This is a genomic window from Pseudomonas purpurea, assembly GCF_039908635.1.
In the GTDB taxonomy this organism is placed as follows: Bacteria; Pseudomonadota; Gammaproteobacteria; order Pseudomonadales; family Pseudomonadaceae; genus Aquipseudomonas; species Aquipseudomonas purpurea.
This window is the reverse complement of record NZ_CP150918.1, coordinates 2780359-2802042: the sequence shown is the minus strand read 5'-3', so window position 1 is coordinate 2802042 and position 21684 is coordinate 2780359. Positions and strand designations below refer to the sequence as shown.

Sequence of the window (21684 nt, the reverse complement as noted above, 5' to 3'; positions counted from 1 at the left end):
CGGTCTTTACCCTCTACACCCATAGCCCAGCAAGACAAGGACGTAAACACAGTGAACAGGGAGATCATCCTGATGCGCCATGGCCAGCCGAATCTGGCCGTGATCTACAAGGTTTCAGCACTCGATATGAAACACTGGATCGAGCATTACAACTTATCCGAAATCGTCAACCAGCCCGCCCCAGAGGCGAGTGTCCGACTGGCCGCTACCGCCCAAGTGATCGTATCGAGTAGCGCACCTCGAGCGCTTTCATCCGTTCAGGCACTGGGCCTTCAGCCCACCCTGGTAGATGCAATTTTCTGTGAGGCGCAGTTGCCCCATGGTCGCTGGACACTGCCACGTCTTTCACCCTTTACGTGGGCGTTTATCCTTCGAATCTCATGGCTATGTGGCTTCTCAGGTGGGGTCGAGTCTGCCCGCCAGGCCCAAGTGCGGGCCAGAGAGGCCGCTCAACAGCTTCAGTACCTTGCCAGCGCAGGGCCAGTCCTATTGCTCGGTCATGGATTCATGAATCGAATGATCGCCAAGCAGCTGGAGGCTGCCGGATGGACTCGCCAGAAACGCAACGGAAACCGTTACTGGAGCGCAATGGTCTATCAGATGAATCAGAGTTAAGGCGCGTCGATAGCAAGCGTCTACCAGCACACCTTCCTGATCCTCGCGCTTGAAGCAGCAGTGTCAGGAACGGAGGAAAGCCTTCAGCCTGAAGGCCTGGCCTATAGACGCTACGCCCGCCCCGCAAACAGCCCACGGCGCAGCAAGTAATCCGCAAACTGCGTGGCGCTCGGCCGATCCGGCGCCGCCAGCAGCAGCCGGTTGCTGGTGCTTGCGGAGAGCTTGCCCTGCTGATCGAGCACGACAGGCTTCCCGTCGCGCTGCTCGACGCTTAAGCGGCGTTCGATATGCGTTTCGCGGACCAGGACTTTTCGAGTTCTTCGACGTTGCCGGACTTGCGCAGCGCCTCTTCACGCTCCAGCTGGGCCGCGTCTTCAGCTTCCTTCTTCTGACGCTTCGCCTCTTTGGTCTCGTCCAGAAGGGTTTGCAGCTGGTTCTTGAGGCCAGATACGTCTTCAGGTTGCGGCAACCCTTCAATATCGAGGACGAACTTGCCGTCCTTTTCGGTGTAAAGAGCGCGCACAGGTTCGTCGACACCGTCCAGGCTGTCCAGTTGGAATTTCAGCATGTGTTGTCTCCCAGAGACGTGGGTGCAGGCCCTGCCTGCAGGAACAAAAAACCGGCCGAAGACCGATTAAAGTTGATAGTTACTACGAGAACGAATCAACCAAATTTGCAATATTTTTCAATTGGTCGAGGAAAGAATCAAAATCAGATTCCCTACATTTATATTCATGCCGAATTACGATTTACCGCAGGTCGAAAGTACAGCTCGGCAAGCCACCCCTGATCTACAGTTAATTAGTCTCACTCTCGAGATATGGCACCTCCCCATTCGGCGATCACTTAGTTGAATGAGTAGAAAACCCATCAAATAAAAAAGGTAATCCGCTATGGACGCCCTAGTACTCCAGAATGCAGTTATCACTATGCTTGCCCATAACACCCCAGATACTGTGGACCATACTCTGGCCGTGCCGTTTCTATACAACCAGATAACAGCGGACGGTATTGGTCACGCCTCATCACACAAGGTGCAGTTCAACGTAAACAAGGACGCTGTTCCAGGAACAATATTTGTCAATGAGCATAACGACGGAGTCTGCATTGCCACTATAAGTAGCAATCATATAATCATAGACGGAGGGTACGTATTCTCCCCTGAGGGCTCATCCACGGATGATGCTGGCACACAACCCAATGATATAAATCAAAGCGTAAACGTTTCTTGGGTTCGGACATCTATCAAAGAGATAACTTTTTCAGTGACGAGAATTGGCACGTATGCTGGCAATATCACACTGATTTTTTTCGTAAGGTACGAGGCCACAACTTAGTGCTCAGTTAGTGATACTGAAAATTAGAACCTGCTTTAGTTTTAACTAGAGCGGTTCTAATCCGAAGATTGATTTGATTCATCCGCTCCAAACTTTGTTCGTCTTCCCGGTTAATGGAAAGCTTTTTCAAACGCCAACGGCTCAAGAGCGTGCATCTGCACCAGGGTCAGCGGTGAAAAGTTGCGATCGAGCTGCAGTTCTGAAAAGAGCTCAATGCTCAAGCCGCCTTCGCGAAACAGCTTGGCGCACATCGCGCCCGATAGCCTTGTCCTGAAACGCCGCCGGCTGCTGCTCGAGCCAGTCGTAATAGCTGAGATCTGCCCTGACCTGCTGCGGCCCGTCATCGCCGACGGATGCTCGAGTGGCGCCCTCGGCAAACAGCTTGCTGAAGCGCGTCACCGCCACCACCGTCGAGCGACAATTGATGTGAATCGGTGGCCGCGGCCCCTCAGTCAGTTTGAACCGACGTTTATCCAGCGTTCGGCACTGGTTGCTGGTCTTCGAATCCAGCGTACTGACCCACTCCACTGCCTGGACGACATCCGCGTTCTCTTTCAGCGTCGTCATGCGCGCCTGGGTAGCGACGTGCTGCACCGCCGCCCGGATCGCCGCCACACCCGACACTGCCGCCTCAAACGAGACACCCACCGGTGCCGCACGGGTCAGGCTGGTCGCTTCGAACTCGGCCTCGTAACTGGCGATGTCGATCAGGTCCAGGTTCAACTGCACGCTGTAGCGGTCGAAGATCCCCAGTGCGAGGCGCTTCTACGAGGGCTTCGGCTTCGAAGTACTAGGCGAGATCCCATTTTCCACCGACAAGACCGAGATCGGAATGGTTGTGATGTGTTGCGACATTTCCCGATAGGCGCGCTCTGTTGCCTCCCAGCCGGGTTGCTTGGTTGTCATGTTTTTGATCTCGACATTGCGCATACGCTTTTGGGTGGAGCAAAGCACCCGAGTTGAGTTGAACGGTTTTTTTGGATCTAGATAATGGGTATCGAATCCTTCAACTACAGGACATCGATAGTGCTAAACGTCATCCGAGCAATCATCTTATTCACCCTGCTACTGCTTCCTTCTTCAACTCACCATGATATTGGTCTGCACCTGGGCGTGCCCGTGCTGTTCTCCTTCGCTGCGCCACCATTCGTCGCATATGAAAACGTGGGGCGGAATACGTGACCATCTCTGGCTTAGGGATTGCACTGGCCCGTCGTAGCGGCCCCAGAACGACGTAACTCTGACGCGGCAGCAATCAAATTAACGCTTAAGGACTCCAGCGATACGCTTGGTCAGTCACCGGGAGATGTAACGTGTCAACTCTCAACGAAATCGCCGCGAACCACGCGAGAATGGCTAAGGCAAAGGCAGAAGAGTCGACTGAACAGAATGGGCGACATCTCCAAATAGTGGGCGGTTTCGAGGTTCCATTCATTGATGGGCAACAGCACATCCCGCTGCATCTCATCCCGGGAGTGCAGGACAACCACCCAGGACAGGTAACTGGCTACCTGCTCTGACTGCGCGCGACCTGATCAGTTGCCAGCTGTCGCATGCCATACAGTGTTCGCAGTTCAGGGCCCGGCACAGCCAGGCCTTCGCTCGCCACCATTACGTGATCATGAAGATGCTCCGGTCGCAGGTCGACAAACCGGCCGCGATTATTGATCTTCGTACTGTGCCCAATGTCGCGACACGATTTGATAATTCGCGAAACGTGTCGCGACCTACCGCGCTACCTCATACACATGCCCGCGCCTCGCCCAGGCATACGCCACCACGCCCGCATGGATCATCACGGTGAACGGGCTTACGTAATGCCCCTGGATCGCCGCGGCGAAATCACCGAATGCACCAATGGCTACCAAATAGAACGAGATGCTGAGCATCGGTTGCTCAATCGGGCGCACGCGGCGCAGGTAGTCAATCGAGGCAATCACCACCAGCACGCACAGAAAGGCGTCTACGCCTCCCAAAATAGGATTCATGATCAGGCACTCCCGGTTACGCCGAACTTTCCAGCCAGCGCCTTGAGGCCGGGGATGATGTTCATCGCCAACAGGCCAATCAGAAAGGCCACGCCGTTTTGGGTGTCGCCATCTGGTGGAAGTCCGAAGTAGTGGACGGCAAGCGGTGTGGTGAAAATTGCCGACAGGAAGCCGGTGGCCACCGCCCAGAATGCCTGCTTACGCGTCAGGCCCTGCAATAGGGTCAGCGATATACAGGCGCCCGCGAAACCAGCCACAGCTACGCCGTACTTCGCGATGAGCGCAGCCGCAGCTGTAGATGCTGGTTCTGCCATTTTTTACTCCAGAAATGAAAAAGCCCCAGCGAATGCTGAGGCTCGAAGTAGGTGTGAGGGGCTTTCCGCGCTGCTCAGGCCTTCCCGAAGGCTGTCCTGGCTACATCAGGCATAAATTGGGCTCAAAGCGCGAGCGTCAATGTCGGAGCAGGCATCGAAGCAAAGCTGTACGAATAGCTCCCAATCCCGCCCCCAAGCCACGGACGGAAGATTGATTTCGTACTCCGCGTCCATCCACGCACGAAATACCTCAGGCTTGATCAATGGGTCCGGGTTGGAGGACTGGCCGGCATCAAATGGTCGTCGCCGGCGGTAAAGCGCAATGCCCTGGTCAAGCTTTCGACAATCCTCAGGTCAGCGGTTTCAGAAGAGCGCCTAACGAAGAATCCAGCAGCCCCTCTTGAGCTTCCGAAGCGAAGCAGAAAAGAGATTGCCCCCCTTCAGCCTGGAGGAGGCCAACACCATCATCACGAAGATGTACCAGCACGAACACTGGCCCAGCACCATCTATGCAGCTTTCTTTGAGTTTGTTTTCTTTACGGGCATGAGGTTGTCTGAGGCGCTGGCCTTGCGGTGGGATGCTGTAAGCACTGAGAAAAGGACCGCCCACGTCTGTCGCGGGATTGCCTTGGGGGAAGTGGTGGAGCGCACAAAAACTGGTGGCGATCGCTATGTTCTGCGCAACGAGCGAGCATTGCATGCCCTAGAGTTCACCAAAAAGTATGCAGAACGTCGGAAAAAAGGGGTAGGAAAGATCCTTGAAACCCCCTTCATCTTTCCGCTATCAAAGAACAGCGAGTATGTGAGGCAGACGTCTGACCTGCACAAACAGTGGAAACCGACCCTGGAAGCCTTGGGAGTGCGACACAGGCCGCCATACAACTGTCGTCACACCTATGCGACAATATGCATTATGTCTGGCATGAACTCCGCATTCATTTCCCAGCAACTCGGCCATAGCGTGCAGATGTTGCTGTCTACTTATGCGCGTTGGATCAACTCAAGCTCAGATTGGAGTGAACTGGAAAAACTCCAAATTGGTCCCAAATTGGTCCAAGCTCAGAAAAGCGCAACCTAAGCTATTGAAAGGTAAGGTAATTGATCTCTACAGCAAATATCACGATGCAGTTCGGCGCCAAGCCGCTATTCGAGAACGTTTCAGTCAAGTTTGGTGCGGGTAACCGCTATGGCCTGATCGGCGCCAACGGTTGCGGCAAGTCGACCTTCATGAAGATCCTCGGCGGCGACCTCGATCCATCCGGCGGACAGGTCATGCTCGAGCCGAATGTGCGTCTGGGTAAATTGCGCCAGGACCAGTTCGCCTACGAAGAATTCACCGTGATCGACACCGTGATCATGGGCCACGAAGAACTGTGGAAGGTCAAGGCCGAGCGCGATCGTATCTACTCGCTGCCGGAAATGACCGAAGAAGACGGCATGGCCGTTGCGGAGCTGGAAACCGAGTTCGCGGAAATGGACGGCTACACCGCCGAATCGCGTGCCGGTGAGCTGCTGCTGGGCCTGGGTATCGGCATCGAGCAACACTTCGGCCCGATGAGCGAAGTCTCGCCTGGCTGGAAACTCCGTGTTCTGCTGGCTCAAGCGCTGTTCTCCGATCCGGAAGTGCTGCTGCTCGACGAACCGACGAACCACCTGGACATCAACACCATCCGCTGGCTGGAAAACGTGCTGACCCAGCGCAGCAGCCTGATGATCATCATCTCCCACGATAGACACTTCCTGAACAGTGTCTGCACCCACATGGCTGACCTGGACTACGGCGAACTGCGCCTGTTCCCGGGCAACTATGACGAGTACATGACCGTGGCGACCCAATCCCGCGAGCAACTGCTCTCGGACAACGCCAAGAAGAAAGCTCAAATCTCGGAGCTGCAATCGTTCGTCAGCCGCTTTTCGGCCAACGCCTCGAAAGCCAAGCAGGCCACTTCCCGCGCCAAGCAGATCGACAAGATCCAGCTGGCCGAGGTCAAGCCTTCCAGCCGCGTGAGCCCGTTCATTCGCTTCGAGCAGACCAAGAAGCTCCACCGTCAGGCGGTCATCGTCGAGCGTATGGCCAAAGGGTTTGACGGCAAAACCCTGTTCAAGGACTTCAGCTTCACCGTTGAAGCCGGCGAGCGTGTGGCGATCATTGGCCCGAACGGTATCGGCAAAACCACCCTGCTGCGCACCCTGGTCAACGAACTGACCCCGGATGCCGGTAGCGTGAAATGGACCGACGCCGCAGAAATCGGCTACTACGCACAGGACCACGCTTCGGACTTCGAAGACGAATCCAACCTGTTCGACTGGATGGGTCGCTGGACTCAAGGTGGCGAGCAACTGGTTCGCGGCACGCTGGGCCGCATGCTGTTCTCCAACGACGAGATCCTCAAGTCGGTCAAGGTCATCTCCGGTGGTGAGCAAGGCCGCATGCTGTTCGGCAAGCTGATCCTGCAAAAGCCTAACGTGCTGGTGATGGACGAACCGACCAACCACTTGGACATGGAATCCATCGAAGCGCTGAACCTGGCGCTGGAGAACTACCCGGGCACGCTGATCTTCGTCAGCCACGACCGTGAGTTCGTATCGTCCCTGGCCACTCGTATTATCGAGTTGAGCCCAAGCGGCGTGATCGACTTCAGCGGCACTTACGACGACTACCTGCGTAGCCAGGGCGTAGTGTTCTAAAAGCAGCTACACGCGCTTGGCAGCACGCTTCAAATGAAAGGCCCCGTCCTGGTGACGGGGCCTTTTGCATTTCAAGCTTTTGGCATTTCAAGAACCGGCGCGCTTCATACGCAAACACTGAGCAATCACTGCATGGATCACTGATCGGCGGTCTGCATCCCGGCTCGGCTGGACGCACCCAAAGTGTTGGAAAAGAACCGTCCGGCTTCAGAGATCAGGTTACGGTGAATGTCTTCGCGGTCAACGCCGTCGGCATCGGTGCACAGTGCCGGCATGGCCAGCAGTTGCTCTTCGGTGCACGGCGCCATAAACACAAAGTGCCCTGCCCCGGCCAACAGCTTGAAGTCCGGTGCGATCGGCAGCTTGCGCGCCAGGGCTGCGGCATTTTTGTCGAAGGCCACCAGCTTGTCGCCATCACCGCTGTAGAGCAGCACCGGTACATGCACGTCGGCCAACGTATGTCGGCCGAACTTCAGGCTCAGCGGCGCCATCAGCAACAAGGCATGAACACGCGGATCGGCCACGGGCTGCAAGTCGTCGCGGTCGACAATCAACTCGCCCTGGGTATTACAGGCGTCGCGGTCATCCGGACGCTCCTGACAATAGCGACGCAGGCGGTCCAGGTCCGGCGTGGCCCCGGACAGGATCAACGCGGTTTCACCACCCGCCGAGTAACCGATCACGCCCACCTGATCGGGATTGACGAACGGCGACAGCATCGGGTCCGCAAGGGTCGCAGTGATGGCTTCGGAAATCTGGATCGGCCGCCCATAAAGGTTGCTCAAAGTGCCAAGGCGACTATGGTCCCTGGAGTTGTCACCGGGATGGAACACCCCCACCACCACAAAGCCCTTACGCGCCAGCGAGGTAGCAAGGTCGTGAAGCGCCAGCGGAGTACCGGTGTTACCGTGGGACAGCATCAGTATCGGGAAGCGGCCAATGGCAACTTTGGCGTCTTCAGTGGCTTCGACTTGATAACCCTCGACCTTGCTGGAGTGTTCCTTGCCGGTCGACGGGTAGAAAGCGATGGCGCGCATGGGTTGCAAGTCCAGCGGGTCGAGAAAGCTCAGCTCATGGAAGCCAACGCTCCAATGAGGATGCGGTGCAGGCGCGGCGTGCACTGACATCAGGCTGCCGAGCAGGCAGATCAGTAACACTGCACTTAGACGCATCATGGGATGCCCCACCTTGACTGCTTGATTGGAAAACCCGTTTCTTCTCCAATCCCTTGGATTAATGGCCCTGGACTCACGCTGAGCGCGTTCAAGGCGTTTGCAGAACGGGGCCGATAACCCTCGACTGCATAACCTGGGCCAAAACCTTAAACGCCAAAAACAGAAAACCCTGTACTCCGGCCGTTTATCGGCGACCAGAATACAGAGTCTAGTGGGTAATGCCTGAGCTATTTACGACTTTACCGATGTCTTACGCGGCAGCGAACAACTGCTCGCTGATCTGCGCCTGCGCATCGCTCATGGCCTTGCCGCGAACCTCTTCACCGTAGGCCAGGCCGTGGGCGCGGACGAACTCGATGTCAGTGATGCCCATGAAGCCCAGCATGACTTTCAAATAGTCTTCGTGACCCACGCCGGTTGCCTGGCCCACATGCAAACCACCGGAGGTCGACACCACCACGACTTTCTTGTTGCCGCACAAGCCTTCCGGGCCGGCTTCGGTGTAACGGAAGGTCTGACCGGCAACGGCGATGCGGTCAATCCAGGCTTTGAGCTGGGTCGGAATGGTGAAGTTGTACATCGGCGCTGCAATCACGACGGCGTCGGCGGCGAGGAACTCGGCCAGCGTCGAAGCGCTGAGGTCGGCTTCGTGCTGTTGCGCGGCGTTACGCAGCTCGGCGGTGGTGCCGGCAGCGACCAGCGTCGCGGCAGAAAAATGGCTGATGGCGTCAGCGGCCAGGTCACGGTAAGTCACGACAGCCGTTGGCTCGGCGGCTTGCCAGGCGCTGACCACTTCGCGGCTCAACTGACGGGAAGCAGAGTTGTCGCCAAGGATGCTCGAATCGATGTGCAGAAGTTTCATGTGGGATCTCCAAGTGAGGATCGCCACCGGGCGATCAAGTTGGGTTAATCCTACAGACGAAACCAATAGCTGATTAGTCCGTACAAATGCGATAGTTCGTCCCACTGACAGGACAATGAGGCGCGCCATGCAAGACCTGAATGACCTCTATTACTTCGCCAAAGTGGTTGAAGCCGGCGGTTTCGCGGCGGCCGGGCGTTTGCTGGGGATTCCCAAATCGCGGCTGTCGCGGCGTATTGCCGAGCTGGAAGAACGCCTCGGTGCCCGACTCCTGCAGCGCACCACTCGCCAACTCAAGCTGACCGCCGTCGGCGAGCGCTATCTGCGCCACTGTCAGGCCATGTTGCTGGAAGCGGAAATGGCCGACGAAGCCGTCGCCAGCATGTCCAGCGAACCACGCGGGCGCTTGCGGGTGTCGTGCCCGGTGGGTTTGGCCCACGAATTCTTGCCGTCGGTCATCAGTACTTTTCTGGAGAAGTTTCCTCAGGTGCAACTGGAGATGCAGTTGCTCAACCGTCGCGTCGATCTGGTCACCGAAGGCATTGACGTCGCATTGCGGGTTCGCGAACTCGGTGATGAAGACCCGCTGCTGGTCACTCGTCGCCTGCGTCAGGCGCAAATGATCATGGTCGCCAGCCCGGACTTTTTGCGCGACCGCATCATCAACAGCCCTGATGACCTTAAACACGTCCCGGTACTCGGTGCCCTGGAGGCCGATCGGATGGTGCATATGCGCATGCTCGATACTCAGGGCCAATCCGTTGACCTGACGCTGGAAGCGCGCCTGGGCATCGATGACTTCATCGTACGCAAGGCCTGCACCCTCGCGGGGCTTGGCTTCACGCTGCTGCCGATGATGTTTTGTGAACAGGAACTGGAGAACGGCTCGTTGGTACAGTTGCTGCCTCAGTGGTCGCTGCCCGGCGGTTGGCTGCTGGCCGTCTACCCTCATCGACGCGGGCTGCTGCCGGCAGTGCGCGCATGGATTGACCATTTGACCGAATCATTCAAAGGCTGCGGGGATCGATTGTTATGAATGCCAGAACCATGAACGAAGACGATGTGGCGCGTTTCTGCCTGGCCTTGCCCGGCGCGCAGGAGGATTACAAGTGGGGCGGTGTACGGGTGTTTTCAGTCGCCGGGAGCAAGATGTTCGCGCTGCAGAACCTGCGTGGGGAATCGCTGGCGCTCAAGGTCGACAAGGCGCTGTTTCTCGGGCACGTCGACCGCCCGGGAATCGGACCCGCGCCGTATCTGGCGCGAGCCCAGTGGGTCATCATGCAAACGCCCTACCCGCTTGGCGCCGAGGAGCTGCAAGGCTTGCTGCAACGCTCTCACCAACTGGTGGTGAGCAAGCTGCCCAAACGTGTCCAGGTTGGGTTGCTGCTTTAACAACTAGCCCGGTAGCCGCCTCTGGCTACCAGGAAAACAAACTGGCGCCGAGGAACACCTGGTCGACCCAGAACACCTGGTGCAGCAGCACGATGATCCAGAACACCAGTTGAAACGAGACTTTGCGGGTTTTGTGGCGAAACAGTTGCTGGGCGAGCAACGCGCCCGGCCAGCCACCGGCGAACTCGACGGCATGCAGGACTTTTTCCGGGGTGCGCCATTGATCGGCGCGGGCCTGGCGTTTGTCGTTCCAGTACAAGAAAAGCGCCAACAGGCTGACCGCGCCATAGGCCGCCAGCGGGATCGGCGAAATACCGCGAAGCCACAATGACGCCGAGCCAAACAACGGCAACGCACACAGCACCAGGAAAATCAGCGCCTTGAGGCGCGGGTACTGAACCCCGCGCCCATTGCGTTGCTCGATCATGGCTTGGCCGCTGACCAGTCGACCCAGCCGAACTGCCAAGTCGCCAGAATCACCAGGCCGAAGGCGATCCGATACCAGGCAAACGCCGCATAGCTATGGCTGGCAATGAACTTGAGCAAGCCCTTGACCGCGATCATCGCGAAGATGAACGCCGTGACAAAACCGACGGCGAACACCGGCAGGTCTGCTGCCTGGAACAGGTCACGGTACTTGTAGCCCGAGTAAACCGCGGCACCGACCATGGTCGGCATGGCCAGGAAGAACGAGAACTCAGTCGCGGTCTTGCGCGACAGGCCAAACAACAGCCCGCCGATAATGGTCGAACCCGAGCGCGACGTACCGGGAATCATCGCCAGGCACTGCGCGAAACCGACTTTCAGGGCGTCTTTCCAGGTGATCTCATCGACCGTTTCGGCATGCACCGTGTGCTGACGACGTTCGGCCCAGAGCATGATGATGCCGCCCACCACCAGTGCACTGGCGACCGTGATCGGGTTGAACAGGTATTTGTGGATCAGGTCGGCAAAAATCACCCCCAACACCACGGCCGGCAGGAACGCGATCAGCAGGTTGGCGGTGAAGCGCTGAGCGGTGCGCTGGGTCGGCAGGCCCGTGACGACGTCGAGGATCTTGCGGCGAAACTCCCAGACCACGGCCAGAATGGCGCCCAGCTGGATGATGATGTTGAACGCCATTGCCCGCTCACCACCGAAGTTGAGCAAATCGGCAACGATAATCTGGTGTCCGGTACTGGAAATCGGCAAGAACTCGGTCAGCCCTTCCACAATGCCAAGAATCAATGCCTGCGCGGCGGTCCAAAGATCCATCAATCCCCCATGAAGCTATGCCCCAGGCACGCCCCTTTCGATATTTTTTAAAACGTTCACTGCGCTCAGCGTAGTTCATTCGAGCCGCGCAAGGATCAACAGAAAACCGTCAAAATTCCGTGAAAAATCAGCGTTAATTCAGGTTTTCCCGTGCGGGGCCGAGATCCTATCAGACACGCCCGAATAACGCTGCCGCGTTATTGGACTTGAGTAGGGTTGGCGTCACGCCCAAAGCGTGATTGGATGCTGGCGCTCGTTCATGACAAGAAAAAGAACACGGAGTAACAACCTATGAATAGCTTGCGCAGTGTGTCGATCAGCCGTCGGTTGTGGCTCATCCTGATTGTGGCTGTGCTGATGCTATTGACCTTGGGCGTGTTGATGCTCAAACAGATCCACGACGACTTGTATCAGGCCAAGGCACAGAAAACCCAGCATGTGGTGCAGACCGCCAGCGGCATCCTGACCTACTACCATGACCTGGAGATCGCTGGCACGCTGACCCGTGAAGCGGCGCAAAAACAGGCCCTGACTGCGGTTCGTGGCTTGCGGTACGACCAGAGCGACTATTTCTGGATCAACGACCTGACGCCCGTCATGGTCATGCATCCGACCAACCCGAAACTCGAAGGCCAGAACCTGTCGGCCGTCAGGGACCCGGACGGCTTTGCGCTGTTTAACGAAATGGTCACCATCGCCAAGGCCAAGGGTGCCGGCATGGTCGACTATCGCTGGCCAAAACCGGGTGCTAACGCCCCCGTGCAGAAAACTTCCTATGTAAAACTCTTCGAACCCTGGGGCTGGGTCATCGGTTCCGGGGTTTACATCGATGACATGCAGGCCGAATTCAATGCGCAGGTCTGGGAAGCGGCGCTGATGGGGCTGGCGATTGCCTTGATCATGGCGCTGTCGGTGATCCTGATTGCCCGCAGCATCGTGCGGCCCTTGCAGGAAGCGGTAAACGCCATGGCCAACATTGCCAGCGGTGAAAGCGACCTGACCCGCAGCCTTGACACCCACGGCCAGGATGAAGTGACCCAGTTAGCCCGACACTTCAATGCCTTTACTGCCAAGTTGCGCCTGGTCGTCAGCCAGCTACAAGTGAGCGCCGGGGCCCTGGGGCAGTCGTCGAACGAACTGGGTAACGATGCGACGCAAGCCCAGGAGCGCAGCCAACAGCAATCCCAACAAATGGAACTGGTGGCGACCGCCATCAACGAAGTCACCTACGGCGTACAGGACGTGGCCAGGAATGCCGAGCAAGCGGCCAGCGAAATGCGCGACGCCGAAGCTCAAGCCCAGCAGGGCCAGGTGAACATCGACAGCAGCCTGCAACAGATCGACCAACTCTCGGGCACCATCGACCAGGCGGTCGAGGTCATTCGTACCCTGGCCGCCGAAAGCACGCAGATCGGCAGCGTCCTGGAAGTGATTCGCTCGATTGCCGAACAAACCAACCTGCTGGCGCTCAACGCCGCCATTGAAGCCGCCCGTGCCGGTGAACAGGGTCGCGGGTTTGCGGTGGTGGCCGATGAGGTTCGCCTGCTGGCGCAACGCACGCAAAAATCCACGGCTGAAATTCAGTCGATGATCGAGCGCCTGCAAAATCATTCGGAAGCGGCCGTCAAAGTCATTGGCGACAGCAGCCGTGCATCGCAGTTGACCATCGAACAGGCCGGCCTGGCCGGTGCCAGCCTGAATGCCATCGGCCAGGCGTTGCGTAACCTCAATGGGCTGAACGCCTCGATTGCCAGCGCAACACTGCAACAGGCCCACGTGGTCGAAGACATCAACCAGAACGTCACGCAGGCAGCCGGGCTGTCCCACAGCACCGCGATGGCGGCGCAGCAGTCGAGCGTCGCCAGCGGGCACCTCAAGGAACTCAGCGTTCAACTGAACGAGTTGCTCAAGCAGTTCCGCGTCTGACCGCCCTTCCCCATGACCGCTGTGCAGGCGGCCATGGGGAATCCTCCGCAGCCTGAGAACCCCTCGCCATACGCCGCGCCTGCGTTACAATCCGCACCCTCTTCGACTTCCCCCAAGGAACCACCATGTCCGGGCTTGAACTGTTCGCCGCTGCACTCGGCGTGCTCGCCGTCTGGCTGACAGTCAAACAGAACCCCTGGTGCTGGCCGATCGGGCTGGTGATGGTGTTGCTCTATAGCTGGATCTTCTTCGAGGTCAAACTCTATTCGGACATGCTGCTGCAAGTGATTTATGCCGCGCTGCAACTGTATGGTTGGTGGCAATGGACCCGCGCCGGCGACGCCCATCACGGGCGTGAAGTGACGTGGCTCGGCCGTGCCGCCATGCTGCAAGGGTTGGCAGTCGGGGCCGTTGGCAGTCTGTTGCTCGGCGCGGCCATGGCCTTCTGGACCGACGCCGCCCAGCCCTGGCTGGACGCCGCCCTGACCGGTTTCAGCCTGGTGGCGCAACTGTGGATGGCGCAAAAACGCGTGCAGTGCTGGCCATTGTGGATCGCCGTCGACGTGATCTTCGTCGGACTGTTCATCTACAAAGGCCTGTACCTGACGGCCGCCCTTTACGGCTTGTTCACGCTACTGGCGGTACAAGGTTGGCGCGAATGGCGGGCCGACCCGGCGCTGCGCACATGAAAGTGCTGGTCCTGACCGGTCCCGAGTCCAGCGGCAAGAGTTGGCTGGCGGCCGAACTGCAGCAACACTTCGGCGGGCTGCTGGTGGGTGAGTACGTGCGCCATTTCATCGAACAGAACCCCCGAGACACCTGCCTGGCCGACATCCCTGAAATCGCCCGGGGCCAGTTGTCCCAGGAAGACGAGGCGCGCGCCCAGGCCCCGGCGCTACTGATCCTCGACACACACCTGCTGAGCAACCTGCTCTGGAGCCAGACCCTGTTTGGCGACTGTCCGGCCTGGGTCGAGCAAGCCTTGCTGATGCGTCGCTATGACCTGCACCTGCTGCTGTCTCCGGAACAGGTGGACTGGACCGACGATGGTCAACGTTGTCAGCCCGCACTGGCTGAGCGCCAGGCATTCTTTCAAGCGACTCACGTCTGGCTTGAGCGGCATCACCAGGTTTTCCAGGTGATTGAAGGCGACTGGCTGGCGCGGCGAGAGCAAGCGTTCAGTGCCGTGGCACGGCTGCTGACCATTTAGCCCCAGTGTTCGGCACATTAAGCCGACGAAAACCGGCAATGTGTCCATTCCTGAAACACTCGACCATGACTGAAAGGCCTATGCAAAGCCCCTTCATCGTACTGTCACAGCGACTGTTAAAGGTTTGGAACACTCCCCTGCAAAGCGGTGATTTAGAGCATTGCGCTGCTTATGGCCCATTGCCTGGCAAGTCGGCTGTTTCACCGGCGATACAGCTGCAACACGCCCACCCTGCCACCAGCAGTTAACACATTGATTTCTTGATAAAAATAGAAACCGGCACAGCTTCTGCTCTCTCCTTCGCAACGCAACGCTGACCAGGGCCAGCGCGTACAAGAAGAGAAAGGAGTGCCGACGTGGCGACAACCAATAACCAAGGCTTAACCCGCCTCCTGCTGCTTGGATGTGCATTCAGTTCTGTTATCAGCCTGCCCGTGTTCGCGGACGGCAATGGCGTGATCGTCCTGCAACGTGACGTGCAACCGACGCCGATTGGCAGATCACGTGACAAAGACCCCTATCCCAACACTGTCAGCGCCAACCCGTCGGCCCGCGTTGTTCAAACCACCGGCACCGAACTCAATGATCGCGACTTTGCTGGCGTCAGCAGTGGCTCAAGCATTATCAACAGAACAGTCGTTCCCAATGGTAATGGCAACGCCGGCCTGAACTCACTGACCAATGCCAACGGGATGCCCGGCATGGGTGCCGGTCACGGTGGCGGCGGCGGTAGCGAGATCTCGGGAACCATTAACCGCTCAATCAGCGCCGGCCTTTCTCCGCTGACCAACATGGGGGGTAAATAAGATGAATCGATCCCTTCTGTTTATAGCGCTGCTGGGGTGCACCTGCGCCATGGCTGATTCGGCTGTGAACGTTGTCAACAACGCGACCCTCGACAATTCCGGAGCGCAGTACAAAGGCAACATGATGATCAACCAGGCCGCTGGCGACCAGCAACAACAGGTCAACAGCCGCGCCATCGCCATCGGCACCCAGGCCCAGGCCACCAGCAGCCTCAAGCAGAAGCTGACAACGCCTGCCGACCCTTCGATGGATGCGAGCAGTTCGATTGGCGGCAACTCTTTCAGCAACGGCAACGGGGCACTGGGCGTCAACCAGGCCGCCGGGGCCAACAACCAGATGATCAATGCCATGCGGATCAGCATCAGTGCTCAACCGCAGAGCGTCGACGACAGCGCCCTGTCCCAACAGAACGTGGCGTTGTTACCAAACTCAGGAGCAACTGGCGCTTCGCAAGGCAGCCGCCAGGTCGTTACCAGCGACCAGGCCTTCACCGGCAGCCGAGGAGTGATTCAGGTGAACCAGAGTGCCGGGGTGGGGAACCGAATGGCTAACACCCTGAGCATCCGGGTCAGTGACTGACCCAACCGAAGTGCGATTAGAAAGTACCAACACTTAACCAACTAATAAGCACGGAGAAACACCATGAAACCTACAATGGCTCTCAAACCACTGGTCTTTGCGCTGGCATCCGTCATCGCAATAGCAGCACAAGCCGGCGATAACGATCGTGGCCGTCACCACCAGGACCATCACAGGCATGACGGCCCAACCTGGGAACAGAAACTTTCAATCAACTCTGGCGCTAGCGCCTATGTCGGGGACGAACAAACCAGCGAGGACAACTCGGTGCGCAACCAGGGCACCGAAAACACTGCCAAGGCTGACAACTCCCTGAACGGTTCCAACGGCAACATGGGCGCTAACGTGGCGGCCGGGGACGGCAACCAACAAGACAACGCCGCTGCCATTGCTACCGCTGATGAAAGCTTCATCTTCGGTTCTGCTGATGCGCAGTCCTACGCGAACCAGTACAACACCGATAACACCGTCAAAAATCACTCCACCAAAGATAACGCCACGCTCAACAGCGCTGGCAACGGCGGCTCCGGCAACATTGGTATCAACGTGACTGCCGGCGACTTCAACCAACAGAAAAACAACCTGGCTATTGCCGTGTCCGGTGGACGTGTTGCGACAGCATCCGCGAATGCCAACCAATACTCCGGCGGTCTGGATGTGAGCAACAAAGCTGACCGGACCTACAAAACAGACACTCTGCGCAGCACCTTCTATGCAGCTGGCAAATACGAAGGCGACGGCAAAGGGTATGTCGAAGATAAAGACGACCACCATGGTGGTTATGGCGACGACAGAAATGGCGGAGGCAACAAAGGCGACAAGCTGACCTTCCACGAAGAAGGGAACTTCCAACTGGCTGGCTATGCAACCTGGCAAGTGCTGACCAAAGATGGCTGGAAAAACCCAGTGATCAACAACGCCAGCATGACCAACTCGATGAACGGCTTCTCGGGTAACGGCGGTGCCAACGTTTCAGCAGGCGTGGGCAACCAACAAAGCAACTCGCTGTCCATCGCTGCTGGTTGCAAAGCCTGCCAAGGCGGCAACACTTTCTAACTGCGATGATCAAGAAGCCCCGGAAACGGGGCTTTTCTACAGTCCCCACAAGGCGGATCGACCATGCGAGTTGCTGCCCTCACCTTCCTGCTCAGCCTGACTGGCCTGACTCAGGCCGCACAGATGCCCGTCACGATTCTTCCCGGCGGCGTTACTGTCTACAAGCATGTGCAAAGTATTCGTGAGCGCAAATTCAGCGACCTGGTCGAACAAAAAACCGACTTCAGCTGCGGCGCCGCCGCACTGGCAACGGTGTTACGCCAAGCCTACTGGCTCGACGTCGATGAGGAGCACATCATCAAAGGCATGCTGGTCAAGGCAGACCAGAACCTTGTTCGTACTCAGGGGTTCTCCATGCTGGACATGAAGCGCTACATAGAAAGCATCGGCATGCGTGCCCGGGGCTACCGGATCCCTCCCGAAAAACTGGAGGCCGTCACGATTCCGGTGGTGGTCCTGATAGAAATCCGTGGTTACAAGCACTTCGTGGTGTTGCAGCGCGCACAAAAAGACTGGGTCTACGTTGGCGATCCGGTACTAGGCCATAAACGCTACTCCCACGAGGACTTTGTCAAAGGCTGGAACGGCATTGTGTTTGCGATTATTGGACCCGGTTACGACAAGGGCAATGCCTTGCTCGATCCGCCGGAACCGTTGACTGCACGAAACAAACTCAATGGTTTCAATCCCGTCAATGACGCAGAGCTGATGGACTTTGGATTCATCCAGAGCGACTTCTTTTAGGCGCCTGACAAAGATAAAGGGGCAGGACGCTCCGGGAGCAGCAGATGAAAAGTTCATACTGGCTGGCCGCCGCCTGCCTGGTAGCAAGCATCCCGGCGTATGCGGGTGCAGGATTCAAACCGATAGAGATCAAAGATTCCGAGCTCGCCCAACTGCGTGGTCGGTATGTCATGCCGGGGCGAATCATCAGCTTCGGCGTTGTCATGAGCAGTACCTGGCGCAATGCCAGCGGCGACCTGATCGGCGCATCAAGCGCCCTGCAGATTCAGGCTGCCACCATAAAACCCGAATTTTATGTCTCAACCATCAAGCAGACCGGTAACGGCACCCCTGCCCTGCAAGGCACTGGCAATGTGATCGGCGGAGCGGCGTTGAGCAGCACCCAGGGCATTACCCAAAGTGTGCGTGCCGCAGGTGATGGCAACTCGGCTTACAACAACGTTGCCATTGATGTGAAGGAAAGCAACAGCCCTCCTCCTATTGTGACCCCGGCCGGCCAGGTGCTGACCGCCGGTCAAACCATCAGCGCCAATAACGCGGCAGGTTCCATTGCCGTTTCAGCCACCGGCAGCGGCATTCAAATGGCCATTCAGGCCAACAACAACCAGGGCAGCGCCCTGCAACAGGTCGCCCAGGGTGGCTTGCTGCAGAACACCCGTTTACTGGGCAACAGCAACATGGTCAACAACCTGACGCAACTCAGCGTCGTTCTTAATAACAACGGCCCAAGTCCCGGTGCACTGGACTGCAACCTGACGCAACTCAAAGGACTACGCACTATGGGATATTGAACTACGCTGAGTCTCGACCATTGGGCTTTAAGGGACGGCTTATTTCATGTATCGATCGGTGTCACTACGCGCAGTTGTATGTCTGAGCACTCTCTTTCCAGCGGCGCTGCTGCAAGCAGCACCGAATGGCGATGTAGAGACCCTCAAACAGGAACTTCTGGAGTTGAAGCAACGATACGAAGTGCAACAGAAGGCGCTGGCGGTACTCGAGCAACGGGTTCGTCAGGTAGAAGATCAACCGGCCTCGCCTCCTCCTAAACGTCTGGCCAAGTCGCCAGCGGACATGAAGGGCAACCAGCAGGTTGCGAGAACAGGCGCCAAAGCGGCGTCAGGGGGCGCAGCAGGGGGAGCTGGGGCCGCGGGCGGTTCATACGGGCAATCGCTGCAAGACGATTCCCAACCCGCACAGAGTGTTTCCAACCTCTACGACGAGGCCAGCGGGTTCTTTGGCGGGGGCAAGTTCAGTTTCGAAACCGGGCTGACCTATTCGCGTTATGACACCCGGCAGTTGATTCTCAACGGTTTCCTTGCACTGGACTCGATCTTCCTGGGCAACATCAACCTCGACCGTATCAAGGCCGATAACTGGACCCTTGACCTCACGGGCCGCTACAACCTCAACAACCGATGGCAGTTCGACGTGAACGTGCCGGTGATCTACCGCGAGTCGACCTACCAGTCCGGCGGTGCAGCAGGCGGTGACGCAGGCGCACTCAGCGAACAGGACGTGACGCAGGACCCGACCATTGGTGACGTGAACTTCGGCATTGCCTATAAATTCCTCGACGAGTCGGTCAACTACCCGGACGCCGTGGTTACCCTGCGGGTCAAGGCACCTACCGGCAAGGAGCCTTTCGGGATCAAGCTGCGCCAGACCGGGCCTAACACCAACCTGTTCGTACCGGACGACCTGCCGACCGGCAACGGTGTCTGGTCGATCACGCCGGGCATCTCGCTGGTCAAGACCTTCGACCCGGCCGTACTCTTTGGTACTCTTTCCTACACACATAACCTGGAAGAGTCGTTCGACGACATCAGTTCCAGGGTCAACATCAAAACCCCTGGCAAAGTAAAGCTGGGCGACAGCTTCCAGATCGGCGCGGGCGTAGCCTTTGCGTTGAACGAGAAGATGAGTATGTCGTTCTCTGTGTCTGACCTGGTGCAACGCCAAAGCAAGCTCAAGCAAGACGGCGGCAGTTGGCAATCGGTGGTGTCCAGCGACGCCAACGCCGGTTACTTCAACGTCGGCATGACCGTTGCGGCCACCGACAACCTGACCATTGTTCCCAACCTGTCCATCGGCCCTGACGCCCGACGCCCCGGACTTCACCTTCAGCCTGAAATTCCCGTACTACTTCTGATCCACACCGCTGACGCAAAAGGCCCGCTGCGACGTCAATCGCAGCGGGCCTTTTACGTTGCCGCGCCCTAACGGATCTGGTGTTTGTGCAGCAGTCGGTAAAACGTCGGGCGTGACACACCGAGTACCCGAGCCGCAACGCTGAGGTTGTCACTGTGCCGATTCAATACATCGCACAAGGCCTGGCGCTCGGCACGGGTCTTGTAATCTTCAAGTGTGCCCATGGGCGTAGCAATTGCCAGCTGGCTGATCAGGCCCAGGTCCCGAGCCTCGATCTGCCGCCCTTCGGCCAGCACCAGGCCACGCCGCACCCGGTTGGCCAGTTCGCGAACGTTGCCCGGCCAATCGTGTTTGCCCATGGCCACCAGCGCGTCCTCGCTGAAACTGCGGGGCCGGCGACCGGTTTCCTGGCTGTAGAAATGGGAAAAATGGTTGGCCAGCATTGATAAGTCGCCGTGGCGCTCGCGCAACGGCGCGGTGATCACCTGCAAAACGTTGAGCCGATAGTACAAATCCTCACGAAAACGCCCTTTTTCGATAGCGGCTTCAAGGTCGACGTGGGTGGCCGCCAGCACACGGACATCCACGGGAATCGGTTGGCTGCCGCCCACTCGTTCGATGTGTTTTTCCTGAAGAAAACGCAGCAGATTGGCTTGCAGTTCCAGGGGCAGATCGCCGATTTCATCGAGAAACAGGGTCCCGCCATGGGCGGCCTCGATCCGCCCGACCTTGCGTTGATGCGCGCCGGTAAACGCACCCTTCTCGTGGCCGAACAGTTCGGACTGGATCAAGTGCTCGGGTATGGCCCCGCAATTGATCGCCACGAACGGTTTGCTGTGACGTTGTGATTGGCGGTGCAGGGTTCGCGCTACCAACTCTTTACCGGTGCCGCTTTCACCGCGGATCAACACCGGGGACTCGGTGGGTGCCAGTTTGCTCAGGAGTTTGCGCAGTTCACGGATCGAGCGGCTATCGCCCAAAAGCTCATGTTCAGGCTGATCGACATGGATCGTGCCCTGGCCGCGCAAGCGTGCCATGCCGAAAGCTCGGCCGAGGGTGACCTGAACCCTGGAGACATCGAACGGCAAGGTATGGAAATCAAAAAACCATTCGCACACGAAGTCACCCACGTTCTGTAAACGCAGGACTTCCTGGCTAAGCACGGCGATCCACTCTGTACCGCTGCGACTGATGAGTTCCTTGACGGCCTCGGGCCGCTCCAGATGAAACGGTTGCAGGCGCAACAGGCCGACATCACAGGAACGGTCGACCGCGTTTTCAAGCGTACAGCTGTCGACGTCCCAACCGATGATGCGCAAACCGGGCAGCAGGCGGTGGCAATCGTCACAAGGATCGACCACGAGCAAGCGGCGTAACGCTGGGGCTTCGATCATGACTGTTCCTTGGCGCCAAAATTAGGAAATGTTATTAGAAACAGTCATTTGGCTGACCCGGTTGTAACATTAGCAAGAACTTGACGTCGCCTTGTATCGTTTGACTATAGGGGTAATACCTATTCCGTTATAAAAACCCAGGTAGTGAGTTAGCGACTGACTCCAACCTTTCATTCAGCTTTCAAAAAGCCC

General features: G+C 57.8%; 21 protein-coding genes and 4 pseudogenes. 16 read left to right on the top strand and 9 right to left on the bottom strand.

The genetic code is table 11. The annotated features are described in order from the left end of the window. Positions 1-51: 51 nt before the first annotated feature. Positions 52-615 carry a histidine phosphatase family protein gene (locus AABM54_RS12600; RefSeq protein ID WP_347905974.1) on the top strand — a complete coding sequence of 188 codons (564 nt, stop codon included), beginning with the start codon at positions 52-54 and terminating at the stop codon, positions 613-615. Positions 616-725: 110 nt separating this feature from the next. Here the strand turns inward: AABM54_RS12600 and AABM54_RS12595 are convergent. Further along, positions 726-1183, bottom strand: a pseudogene (locus tag AABM54_RS12595) (hypothetical protein). Positions 1184-1508: 325 nt separating this feature from the next. Here AABM54_RS12595 and AABM54_RS12590 point away from each other — a divergent pair. Then, a complete protein-coding gene (locus AABM54_RS12590; RefSeq protein ID WP_347905972.1) occupies positions 1509-1952 on the top strand; it encodes a hypothetical protein in 444 nt (147 codons plus the stop codon). A 110-nt stretch (positions 1953-2062) separates the two neighbouring features. Here AABM54_RS12590 and AABM54_RS12585 read toward each other — a convergent pair. Next, positions 2063-2705 (bottom strand): annotated as a pseudogene (locus tag AABM54_RS12585) (phage minor head protein); the annotation flags it as partial. Positions 2706-3265: 560 nt separating this feature from the next. On the opposite strand from AABM54_RS12585, the gene AABM54_RS12580 reads away from it, so the two are divergent. Continuing rightward, entirely contained in the window at positions 3266-3472 is a 207-nt protein-coding gene (locus tag AABM54_RS12580; RefSeq protein ID WP_347905970.1) for a hypothetical protein, read from the top strand. A 207-nt stretch (positions 3473-3679) separates the two neighbouring features. Here the strand turns inward: AABM54_RS12580 and AABM54_RS12575 are convergent, their stop codons facing one another. Together AABM54_RS12575 and AABM54_RS12570 are read right to left on the bottom strand one after the other, a co-directional pair. Next, positions 3680-3940 carry a hypothetical protein gene (locus AABM54_RS12575; protein ID WP_347905968.1) on the bottom strand — a complete coding sequence of 87 codons (261 nt, stop codon included), beginning with the start codon at positions 3938-3940 and terminating at the stop codon, positions 3680-3682. A 2-nt stretch (positions 3941-3942) separates the two neighbouring features. Further along, the gene (locus tag AABM54_RS12570; protein ID WP_347905967.1) at positions 3943-4254 is read right to left on the bottom strand and encodes a peptidase M48, Ste24p; all 312 of its coding nucleotides are present in this window, start codon (positions 4252-4254) and stop codon (positions 3943-3945) included. 270 nt (positions 4255-4524) lie between these two features. Here AABM54_RS12570 and AABM54_RS12565 point away from each other — a divergent pair. Together AABM54_RS12565 and AABM54_RS12560 are read left to right on the top strand one after the other, a co-directional pair. Next, positions 4525-5332 (top strand): annotated as a pseudogene (locus tag AABM54_RS12565) (tyrosine-type recombinase/integrase); the annotation flags it as partial. Positions 5333-5352: 20 nt separating this feature from the next. Further along, positions 5353-6942: an ABC-F family ATPase gene (locus AABM54_RS12560; RefSeq protein ID WP_347905965.1), complete on the top strand. Its 1590-nt coding sequence runs from the start codon at positions 5353-5355 to the stop codon at positions 6940-6942. 137 nt (positions 6943-7079) lie between these two features. Here AABM54_RS12560 and AABM54_RS12555 read toward each other — a convergent pair whose 3' ends face one another. Next, entirely contained in the window at positions 7080-8117 is a 1038-nt protein-coding gene (locus AABM54_RS12555) for a dienelactone hydrolase (RefSeq protein ID WP_347905963.1), read from the bottom strand. 250 nt (positions 8118-8367) lie between these two features. Further along, complete coding sequence (locus AABM54_RS12550; protein WP_347905962.1) at positions 8368-8979, bottom strand: FMN-dependent NADH-azoreductase; 612 nt, start codon at positions 8977-8979, stop codon at positions 8368-8370. Between the two features lie 127 nt (positions 8980-9106). Between AABM54_RS12550 and AABM54_RS12545 the strand changes: the two genes are divergently transcribed. Both AABM54_RS12545 and AABM54_RS12540 read left to right on the top strand, forming a co-directional pair. Then, positions 9107-10015 (top strand): LysR substrate-binding domain-containing protein, encoded by a 909-nt coding sequence (locus AABM54_RS12545; RefSeq protein WP_347905961.1) that lies wholly within the window; start codon positions 9107-9109, stop codon positions 10013-10015. Continuing rightward, the gene (locus AABM54_RS12540; protein ID WP_347905959.1) at positions 10012-10371 is read left to right on the top strand and encodes an MmcQ/YjbR family DNA-binding protein; all 360 of its coding nucleotides are present in this window, start codon (positions 10012-10014) and stop codon (positions 10369-10371) included. Before AABM54_RS12545 ends, AABM54_RS12540 begins: the two co-directional genes overlap by 4 nt. Positions 10372-10396: 25 nt before the next feature. Here the strand turns inward: AABM54_RS12540 and AABM54_RS12535 are convergent, their stop codons facing one another. Both AABM54_RS12535 and AABM54_RS12530 read right to left on the bottom strand, forming a co-directional pair. Beyond that, positions 10397-10798: a DUF1294 domain-containing protein gene (locus AABM54_RS12535; RefSeq protein ID WP_347905957.1), complete on the bottom strand. Its 402-nt coding sequence runs from the start codon at positions 10796-10798 to the stop codon at positions 10397-10399. Then, on the bottom strand, positions 10795-11625 hold the full coding sequence (locus tag AABM54_RS12530) for an undecaprenyl-diphosphate phosphatase (RefSeq protein ID WP_347905955.1): 831 nt from the start codon (positions 11623-11625) through the stop codon (positions 10795-10797). Before AABM54_RS12530 ends, AABM54_RS12535 begins: the two co-directional genes overlap by 4 nt. Before the next feature lie 291 nt (positions 11626-11916). Between AABM54_RS12530 and AABM54_RS12525 the strand changes: the two genes are divergently transcribed. The 9 genes and pseudogenes from AABM54_RS12525 (at position 11917) to AABM54_RS12485 (ending at position 20099) form a co-directional block, all read left to right on the top strand. Beyond that, positions 11917-13551: a methyl-accepting chemotaxis protein gene (locus AABM54_RS12525; protein ID WP_347905953.1), complete on the top strand. Its 1635-nt coding sequence runs from the start codon at positions 11917-11919 to the stop codon at positions 13549-13551. Between the two features lie 125 nt (positions 13552-13676). Then, entirely contained in the window at positions 13677-14240 is a 564-nt protein-coding gene (gene pnuC / locus AABM54_RS12520; RefSeq protein ID WP_347905951.1) for a nicotinamide riboside transporter PnuC, read from the top strand. Continuing rightward, entirely contained in the window at positions 14237-14761 is a 525-nt protein-coding gene (locus AABM54_RS12515; RefSeq protein WP_347905950.1) for an AAA family ATPase, read from the top strand. The genes pnuC and AABM54_RS12515 overlap by 4 nt, the downstream gene beginning before the upstream one ends. Before the next feature lie 356 nt (positions 14762-15117). Continuing rightward, positions 15118-15567, top strand: a complete 450-nt coding sequence (locus AABM54_RS12510; RefSeq protein ID WP_347905949.1) for a hypothetical protein — start codon at positions 15118-15120, stop codon at positions 15565-15567. Position 15568: 1 nt separating this feature from the next. Continuing rightward, positions 15569-16147 carry an adhesin gene (locus AABM54_RS12505; RefSeq protein ID WP_347905947.1) on the top strand — a complete coding sequence of 193 codons (579 nt, stop codon included), beginning with the start codon at positions 15569-15571 and terminating at the stop codon, positions 16145-16147. Between the two features lie 63 nt (positions 16148-16210). Next, entirely contained in the window at positions 16211-17203 is a 993-nt protein-coding gene (locus AABM54_RS12500; protein WP_347905945.1) for a heme utilization protein, read from the top strand. 63 nt (positions 17204-17266) lie between these two features. Beyond that, positions 17267-17947 carry a C39 family peptidase gene (locus AABM54_RS12495; RefSeq protein ID WP_347905943.1) on the top strand — a complete coding sequence of 227 codons (681 nt, stop codon included), beginning with the start codon at positions 17267-17269 and terminating at the stop codon, positions 17945-17947. Between the two features lie 44 nt (positions 17948-17991). Next, entirely contained in the window at positions 17992-18738 is a 747-nt protein-coding gene (locus tag AABM54_RS12490; RefSeq protein WP_347905941.1) for a hypothetical protein, read from the top strand. Between the two features lie 46 nt (positions 18739-18784). Next, positions 18785-20099 (top strand): annotated as a pseudogene (locus tag AABM54_RS12485) (hypothetical protein). Between the two features lie 67 nt (positions 20100-20166). Here the strand turns inward: AABM54_RS12485 and AABM54_RS12480 are convergent. Next, a complete protein-coding gene (locus tag AABM54_RS12480) occupies positions 20167-21492 on the bottom strand; it encodes a sigma-54 dependent transcriptional regulator (RefSeq protein ID WP_347905939.1) in 1326 nt (441 codons plus the stop codon). Positions 21493-21684: the final 192 nt, after the last annotated feature.

Coding starts and splice junctions, on each gene's coding strand:
- AABM54_RS12530 (WP_347905955.1), bottom strand. CDS start 11,625: ATGGATCTTTGGACCGCCGCGCAGGCATTGATTCTTGGCATTGTGGAA.
- AABM54_RS12535 (WP_347905957.1), bottom strand. CDS start 10,798: ATGATCGAGCAACGCAATGGGCGCGGGGTTCAGTACCCGCGCCTCAAG.
- AABM54_RS12495 (WP_347905943.1), top strand. CDS start 17,267: ATGCGAGTTGCTGCCCTCACCTTCCTGCTCAGCCTGACTGGCCTGACT.
- AABM54_RS12490 (WP_347905941.1), top strand. CDS start 17,992: ATGAAAAGTTCATACTGGCTGGCCGCCGCCTGCCTGGTAGCAAGCATC.
- AABM54_RS12590 (WP_347905972.1), top strand. CDS start 1,509: ATGGACGCCCTAGTACTCCAGAATGCAGTTATCACTATGCTTGCCCAT.
- pnuC (WP_347905951.1), top strand. CDS start 13,677: ATGTCCGGGCTTGAACTGTTCGCCGCTGCACTCGGCGTGCTCGCCGTC.
- AABM54_RS12480 (WP_347905939.1), bottom strand. CDS start 21,492: ATGATCGAAGCCCCAGCGTTACGCCGCTTGCTCGTGGTCGATCCTTGT.
- AABM54_RS12545 (WP_347905961.1), top strand. CDS start 9,107: ATGCAAGACCTGAATGACCTCTATTACTTCGCCAAAGTGGTTGAAGCC.
- AABM54_RS12575 (WP_347905968.1), bottom strand. CDS start 3,940: ATGAATCCTATTTTGGGAGGCGTAGACGCCTTTCTGTGCGTGCTGGTG.
- AABM54_RS12525 (WP_347905953.1), top strand. CDS start 11,917: ATGAATAGCTTGCGCAGTGTGTCGATCAGCCGTCGGTTGTGGCTCATC.
- AABM54_RS12550 (WP_347905962.1), bottom strand. CDS start 8,979: ATGAAACTTCTGCACATCGATTCGAGCATCCTTGGCGACAACTCTGCT.
- AABM54_RS12505 (WP_347905947.1), top strand. CDS start 15,569: ATGAATCGATCCCTTCTGTTTATAGCGCTGCTGGGGTGCACCTGCGCC.
- AABM54_RS12515 (WP_347905950.1), top strand. CDS start 14,237: ATGAAAGTGCTGGTCCTGACCGGTCCCGAGTCCAGCGGCAAGAGTTGG.
- AABM54_RS12570 (WP_347905967.1), bottom strand. CDS start 4,254: ATGGCAGAACCAGCATCTACAGCTGCGGCTGCGCTCATCGCGAAGTAC.
- AABM54_RS12540 (WP_347905959.1), top strand. CDS start 10,012: ATGAATGCCAGAACCATGAACGAAGACGATGTGGCGCGTTTCTGCCTG.
- AABM54_RS12555 (WP_347905963.1), bottom strand. CDS start 8,117: ATGATGCGTCTAAGTGCAGTGTTACTGATCTGCCTGCTCGGCAGCCTG.
- AABM54_RS12500 (WP_347905945.1), top strand. CDS start 16,211: ATGAAACCTACAATGGCTCTCAAACCACTGGTCTTTGCGCTGGCATCC.